The 6,630-nt window shown below is 51.4% G+C and carries 8 protein-coding genes; all 8 read right to left on the minus strand.

Going from position 1 to position 6,630, the window contains the following annotated elements:
• Positions 1–88: 88 nt before the first annotated feature.
• A complete protein-coding gene (gene yajC, locus B2899_RS02865) occupies positions 89–367 on the minus strand; it encodes a preprotein translocase subunit YajC (protein ID WP_146808372.1) in 279 nt (92 codons plus the stop codon).
• Positions 368–475: 108 nt separating this feature from the next.
• On the minus strand, positions 476–1,606 hold the full coding sequence (tgt, locus tag B2899_RS02870) for a tRNA guanosine(34) transglycosylase Tgt (protein ID WP_286883930.1): 1,131 nt from the start codon (positions 1,604–1,606) through the stop codon (positions 476–478).
• An 84-nt stretch (positions 1,607–1,690) separates the two neighbouring features.
• Entirely contained in the window at positions 1,691–2,719 is a 1,029-nt protein-coding gene (gene queA, locus B2899_RS02875) for a tRNA preQ1(34) S-adenosylmethionine ribosyltransferase-isomerase QueA (RefSeq protein ID WP_286883932.1), read from the minus strand.
• A 97-nt stretch (positions 2,720–2,816) separates the two neighbouring features.
• Positions 2,817–4,238, minus strand: a complete 1,422-nt coding sequence (locus tag B2899_RS02880; protein ID WP_286883934.1) for a SpoIID/LytB domain-containing protein — start codon at positions 4,236–4,238, stop codon at positions 2,817–2,819.
• 128 nt (positions 4,239–4,366) lie between these two features.
• Positions 4,367–5,194, minus strand: a complete 828-nt coding sequence (locus tag B2899_RS02885; RefSeq protein WP_170230119.1) for a lipoate--protein ligase family protein — start codon at positions 5,192–5,194, stop codon at positions 4,367–4,369.
• Positions 5,195–5,221: 27 nt separating this feature from the next.
• Positions 5,222–5,440, minus strand: a complete 219-nt coding sequence (locus B2899_RS02890; protein WP_146808367.1) for a DUF2905 domain-containing protein — start codon at positions 5,438–5,440, stop codon at positions 5,222–5,224.
• Positions 5,437–6,429: a Holliday junction branch migration DNA helicase RuvB gene (gene ruvB, locus B2899_RS02895; protein WP_414631741.1), complete on the minus strand. Its 993-nt coding sequence runs from the start codon at positions 6,427–6,429 to the stop codon at positions 5,437–5,439. The genes B2899_RS02890 and ruvB overlap by 4 nt, the downstream gene beginning before the upstream one ends.
• A 25-nt stretch (positions 6,430–6,454) precedes the next feature.
• Positions 6,455–6,592, minus strand: a complete 138-nt coding sequence (locus tag B2899_RS02900) for a hypothetical protein (RefSeq protein ID WP_414631742.1) — start codon at positions 6,590–6,592, stop codon at positions 6,455–6,457.
• Positions 6,593–6,630: the final 38 nt, after the last annotated feature.

Genomic DNA, 6,630 nt, shown 5'->3' on the forward strand with positions numbered 1-6,630 from the left:
CTTCATACCGCAAAAGTCAGCTGCTCTTCCCCTCATTTTCATGCCGGGGGTGCGGCTGAGATGCCATGGTCGTTTTCTGTACAGCCGGCTACTTCTGTACATTTTCGCCGACAACGGATTGTACGGCCATCTTCTCGAATGTCAGCTTCTGGCCACCGGCGTTGACAACGATGGTATTGTTTTCTTCATTAATCAGGTCAATTGTGCCATGCAGACCACCGATCGTGATGATTCGGTCCCCCTTTTTCAGTGCCGCAAGCATTGCATTGCGCTGCTTTTGACGCTTCTGATTCGGACGAATCAACAAGAAATAGAAGATGGCAAACATGACCACCCACAATAATATTTGCTGCATACCCGCGCTCATGATACTCCTCCTTTTTTATTACATATATTCTTGCCAGTCCACGTTCTTTTCTAAAACATATAGGTTTGTCTTATGCTGAAAAAACAGAGTACCGGCGAAATTCCATATCTAGAAACCTCGCGTTTCCGTAATACCGTATCTGGCGAAGAACTCGTCACGGAAATCGCCCAGACGATCGTCCATAATCGCCTGGCGTACCTGCTTCATCATGTTGATAAGGAAATGCAGGTTATGATACGTCGTCAGCCGCACGCCAAGAATCTCATCACAATGAATTAGATGGCGAATATACGCCCGCGTATAATTGCGGCACGTATAACAATCGCAATTCGGGTCAAGCGGGCTGAAGTCGCGCGCATACTTCGCGTTACGAATCACCAAACGACCCTGGCTCGTCATGCATGTCCCGTTACGCGCAATCCGCGTCGGCAGCACGCAGTCAAACATATCGATACCGCGAATCGCCCCTTCAATCAGCGCATCCGGAGAGCCGACCCCCATCAGATAGCGAGGCTTATTCGCAGGCAGAAGCGGTACGGTATAATCTAGCACTTCATACATCAGATGATGCGGCTCCCCTACACTTAAACCGCCGATTGCATATCCCGGGAAATCGAGCGATGTAATATCGCGCGCACTCTGCTCGCGCAGTTCACGGTACATGCCGCCCTGCACGATGCCGAACAGCGCTTGATCATGCGGACGCTTATGGGCTTTCAAACAGCGCTCCGCCCAGCGGGTTGTCCGCTCCATGGACGGCTTTACGTATTCAGGATCGGCAGGATACGGAGCGCATTCGTCAAATGCCATAATGATATCCGCTCCAAGTGCGTTCTGAATCTCTATCGCTTTCTCCGGACTGATAAACAGCTTCTCTCCGCTCAGATGGGAACGGAACGAAACTCCTTCTTCATCAATCTGACGCAAATTGCTCAGACTGAATACCTGAAATCCTCCGCTATCCGTCAAAATGGCACGATCCCAATTCATAAACGAATGAAGACCGCCCGCTTCCGCCACCAGCTCATGGCCGGGACGCAGGAGGAGGTGATACGTATTGCCCAGAATAATCTGCGCTTCCATCTCCTTCAGCTCTTCCGGGGTCATCGTCTTTACTGTTGCCAGCGTACCGACCGGCATGAAGATCGGTGTGTCAATCGTGCCGTGCGGCGTATGCAGTTTGCCGAGCCGCGCGCCGGTCTGCTTGCATGTCTTTATTAATTCATAGCGTACTGCCAATGTTGGTATCCTCCTATATACATTACACTTGACGAATCGATATCCTTGTTGTGGTTGCCAGGATATCTTACCTCATGCATTTTTTTATAAAATTAGCATGGCGTCGCCGAAACTGAAAAAGCGATATTCTTGTCGAACCGCTTCATCGTATGCGCGCAAAATATTCTCCCGGCCCGCCAGCGCACTTACCAGCATGACGAGCGTCGATTTCGGCAGATGAAAGTTGGTTACCAGCCCGTCAATGACGGAGAACTCATAACCCGGATAGATGAAGATGCTTGTCCATCCTTCTTCCGCGACCAATTTGCCGCCGTATTTTCGGCCGATCGTCTCGAGCGTACGGCAGGATGTGGTCCCTACGGCTATAATACGTCCGCCGTTCGTTTTGGTTTCATTAATTATGCGCGCATTTTCTTCCGTCAGTGTATAGAACTCGCTGTGCATCTCATGCTCTTCTACGGTATCGACTGAGACCGGGCGAAACGTCCCGAGTCCGACATGCAGGGTAACGAACGCAAGGTTTACGTCCATCGCCTTCAGCTCTTCAAGATATTCTTCCGTAAAGTGAAGGCCCGCAGTCGGTGCAGCGGCGGATCCGCGATGTTTCGCGTACACGGTCTGATATCGTTCGTTGTCTTCAAGCTGGGCTTTAATGTACGGCGGCAGCGGCATCTCGCCGAGCTGATCCAGCAGTTCATTGAAAATACCGTCGTATTCAAACCGAACCACACGTCCGCCCACATCCGTACTTTCTTCACACTCGGCGATAAGCAGACCATCACCAAATACAATGCGTGTACCCGGCTTTACTCTCTTACCTGGTCGAACGAGCGTCTCCCAGCGGTCCTCTCCAAGCGGCTTTAACAGCAGCACTTCAATATGGGCACCGGTTCCTTCTTTCACGCCAAAAAGCCGGGCAGGAATCACCCTCGTGTCATTAAGCACGATCGTGTCGCCGGCTTTCAAATAGCGTTTTAAATCGGTAAACGTCCGGTGCTCTACTTCGCCGGTCCGCTTATCGAGCACAAGCAGACGCGAGCTTGTTCTATCCGGGAGCGGATTCTGCGCAATGAGCGTTTCCGGCAAATAAAAATCGAAATCGTTGACATCCACTGTCTATCCCTCAACTTTGTTTTCAGTCATCAGTATAACGTTCTTTATCATACCGATTTTTTCTCGTTCATGCAAGAAATAGACATGGCCCAGCGCATTAATTTTGCGTTCCGTATCCTCCGGTGATTTGCGCGGGGGCATAATAGAAGTCCAGAATATCCCGATACGTTTTGCCTTCTTTCGCCATTTGCTGGGCACCCCACTGGCTCATGCCGACGCCGTGCCCGTATCCGCTGCCGTTAAACGTAACGGAAGTAAGCACCGGTTGGCTGGCCGTACCGTTCCCGCTCTGACTTACGGCTTTCTTTTGTTCTGCTCCTTGAATTACAAGATTTGCGCCTGTGCTTGCCTTAGTAGTGGTGCTGCTGGCAATTACCAAACCGCCCGCCTCTTTGCGTGCCGTGGTCACATCACTGTTGATGGCCAGCAGTTCTTTAACGGATGCGGGTGTCGGTGTGCTATAATTCGCCTGCACGGTATAGCGTGCGCTTCTTAATCCGAGTACCGTGCGTGCCTCATCTTTGGATAGGTGAAGCTCGCCCTTATCTCCTTCAATGGCCAAATCCGCAACTCGTCCAGAAGGATACGTTTGTTTTACCTCTATTTTCTTTATCGTACCTACAGCCGGTGTTCGGTTCTTGATTTTATCCTGAAGTTGGGCCAGTGTCAGCGTCTGCTGCCAGCTCCGATCTTTCGTCCCGCTGGCCGCATCATACGGATCCGGCTTGGCTGTCAGGTAGGGTACACCTGAACCCTTCCACACATTCTCGGCCGCTTCCGTGTAACCACCGTTGCTGGAGCTGTACACCGCGTCAATTAAGCTTCCATTGTATGAGAGAACTTCCCCTTTTGTTTCCTCAACCGCCAGATTGGAATTTTGATTCTCATTTGTTACGCCTTTATACACCTGATACTGAACTGTATCGTTAATATAACCACCTGGTTGCGTGTTGAGCTTACGTACGGCGTATGTGCGCGCTGCCACTGCCTGAGCTTTCAGCGCTTCCCGGTTCCAGCTGGTGTACATCTCGCTCGGTACGACTCCTTTGAGATAGTTTTCCATCCCGACGATATTAATCGGGATGATGCGCTGGATCGTTCCTTTATATCCAACCCGCAATTCCAGCCCACCGCGATAAGAATATTCTGTTTTCCCTTCCACTTTTAAAGTGGCGGCTTCTCCATCCGGAAGCGACGGTGTTAGCGTAAGTGTACTGACTCCCTGGACAAGCGGAACAGGCATACCCATTTGTCCGAATCGATAGAGGCTAAGCGCTCCATTTTCCAGTTGCACGAAATACTTCTGTCCCGCAATCAGGATGAACGACGGCTGCCCCTCCACCGTATAATTGCCGTTAACGGTAAACGTCATTGTCGTCAATGCTTCCGTCGAACTCAGCGCAAACGGAGCCGTTAACTCCACCTTTACAACCGGCTCTTCCGCGGCGTGCGCCGGGCCGGCGAACGGCAGCATAAGACCGAGACTCAATACAACCGGAAGTACTTTCCCCAATTTCATCTATTTATCAACCTTTCTCCCTCTAGAATTTCTATATATCTATGGATATTCTACCAGAAACTCTAGCTTAATTTTCCAAGTCTATTAATTTAGACGAGCAAAAAGGAAAAAGGTCGCAGAAAAATCCTTTATATATGCAAATGCGGATTGCGTGTTTCCATATCTGCCGTATTGGCGGCGAATTCTTCCGCCTCTTCGGGCAGCAGTTGTGAAAATTCAACCTGCTCCGCATGCGTCTTTACTACATGTACGGCTCGACGCAACAAATCGGCACAGGAAATCGGCGTACCAGTAAGTTCAGATAGAGAAGCGACGGTCTCGGGGCGCACTACAGGATATGTATCACCTTCCCGGGCGGCCGCTGCATAGAAGCCGCGCACAAGCTCCGCCCGCTCCCCTCCGCTGCCGTCCGCCAGCAGAAACGCCTGTACAGCGACCGCACCGCGCCGTCTGCGCTGAGCTAATCCCCCGAACTTCCGCCCGTCGATAGCGACGTCAAAATCTCCGGGACAATACGATCCCTGTACTTCTCCCGTTTCAACCGTCACGCCATAAGGCATAAGTATCTGTTCAATAAACTCGACCATCGCCCGATAACCGGCATGAATATCTGTAAACACGTCTTCTGTAGGGAGAATAAGCGACAGATTCAAAACGCCGTCATCAAGTACTACCGCCGCCCCGCCTGAGTTCCGCACCACCGGCAGATAACCGCGCTCCTTCAAATAAGCCAATCCTTGTTCAATACCCTGCAGTTTGTAATCGACATTGCCCATCACGACATTTTGGTGATGGACCCAGGCACGCAGCGTCGCTGGACTGTGTTTCAAGCGCACGGATGTACATAGCGTGTCATCCATCGCAAATGAATACAGCGCATGAAACGAAGGATGTGTTTTTGTCTGATCCACGATGCGCCATATACGCTGCCCGAATAAACCTTTCTCTTGTTTCATCCTTAAATCTCCTCTGGTTTTTTGCATTTAACGGAAAAAACGAAACAGATAGAACAGAAGAGAAAGAACCACGCTTACAATGATACTGGTCATAACCGGAAAATAAAATCGAAAATTCTCTTTTTCAACGACAATATCCCCCGGCAGACGTCCCAGATTCAGAAATCGTCCTCCCACCTGCCAGATGAGGCCGATAATGATGAGGATAACGCCGAAGATAACCAGCATTTTCGCTACCGGATTCATACGCCTGGCACCTCCCTGCCGAAATAATGATAGGCGTGCGGCGTAACTACACGCCCACGCGGTGTTCGCTGCAAGAAGCCAATCTGCATGAGATATGGCTCACATACATCTTCGATGGTCGCCGCTTCTTCACTTACGGTCGCAGCCAGTGTATCAAGACCAACCGGCCCACCGGCGAATGTGTCCATAATAGAGCGCAGCAGCTTGTGATCAATCTCATCCAATCCCATCCGGTCTACCTGGATACGCTCCAGTGCTTCACACGCCAGTTCTCCGGTGATCACACCGTTGCCCTGCACCTGCGCGAAATCACGCACCCGTTTCAACAGTCGGTTCGCGATTCGCGGCGTCCCGCGCGAACGGCGCGCAATCTCTTCCGCCCCTTCACCGCGAATCTCGACATCGAACAATTCAGCCGCCCGCATCACAATATAGGCAAGCTCGTCCGTCGTATAATACTCAAGTCGGCTCACTACACCGAAACGATCTCTTAACGGCGCAGACAACATCCCTGCACGGGTCGTTGCGCCAACGAGCGTAAACGGCGGGAGATCGAGACGCACCGATTTGGCACCCGGTCCCTTGCCGATAACGATATCAAGCGCAAAGTCCTCCATTGCAGGATACAGCACCTCTTCTACGCTGCGCGGCAGGCGGTGAATTTCATCGATAAACAACACATCGCCAGGCGAGAGCGCGGTCAGAATCGCGGCCAGATCACCAGGCCGTTCAATTGCCGGTCCGGACGTCGTGCGCAGGTTAACGCCCAGCTCATTGGCGATAATCATGGACAGTGTCGTTTTTCCGAGTCCGGGCGGTCCGTACAGCAGTACATGATCAAGCGCTTCGCTGCGCAGCTTGGCCGCCTCGATGAAAACCTTAAGGTTCTCTTTAATCTGGTTCTGGCCAATGTATTCGGCCAGATAGCGGGGTCTGAGGCTGAATTCCATATTGGATTCCTCCATGTCATGCGCATGGGCGGAAATCATTCTTTCCTCCACTATTTATCCCCCCTTACGTTGTTAAAAATAACTGCAATGCTCGTTTGACAATCCTGTCTGTAGAAGCCAGATCGGCTCCCTCTTTCTCCAGTTTTTTCATGACTTTTTGGATTTCCGCCTGGCTATAGCCAAGCGCGCCGAGCGCCTCCATCGCCTCCTGCTTCGGCTCTTCGAACGCATGGAAGAGCG

It is taken from the genome of Aneurinibacillus sp. UBA3580 (genome assembly GCF_002375825.1).
GTDB lineage: Bacteria > Bacillota > Bacilli > Aneurinibacillales > Aneurinibacillaceae > Aneurinibacillus > Aneurinibacillus danicus.